Annotated in this window: 1 protein-coding gene; it reads right to left on the reverse strand. The window is 42.8% G+C overall.

Annotated elements, in window-relative coordinates; translation table 11 throughout:
- Nucleotides 1-26: 26 nt before the first annotated feature.
- Nucleotides 27-320, reverse strand: a 294-nt coding sequence (locus D5S11_RS19765; protein WP_038456434.1) for an NAD(P)H-dependent oxidoreductase, incomplete at its 5' end; no start/stop codon positions are given.

A 320-nucleotide genomic window follows, 5' to 3' on the forward strand; every position in this document is an offset into this window, starting at 1 on the left:
TTTCAGCTTCCCTCGCGAATACCGGATCAATGCTCAGCTTTAAGATAGTCAACCAATTTCTCCGCACTGTTCTTAACATCTTCTTTTGAAAGGTGAAGTGTCCCATATTGTGTAAAGGCAGGAAGAAAACGCATTCCTATATAGTTAGCAGTGACTTGAAACGGTCTGATAAGCTCGCTGATCGTGATATTATATTCTCCGCCTGCTTGATAATCAGATTCCTGTGCGCCTAAGGAGATCGCTAAGAGCAGTTCTTTTCCATGCAATTTAGTACCTCCAGTTCCATAAGCCCAGCCATGTGTTAACACATCATCTTCCCA

The sequence above is a fragment of the Bacillus sp. L75 genome (assembly GCF_003676355.1).
Taxonomy (GTDB): Bacteria; Bacillota; Bacilli; order Bacillales; family Bacillaceae; genus Bacillus; species Bacillus velezensis.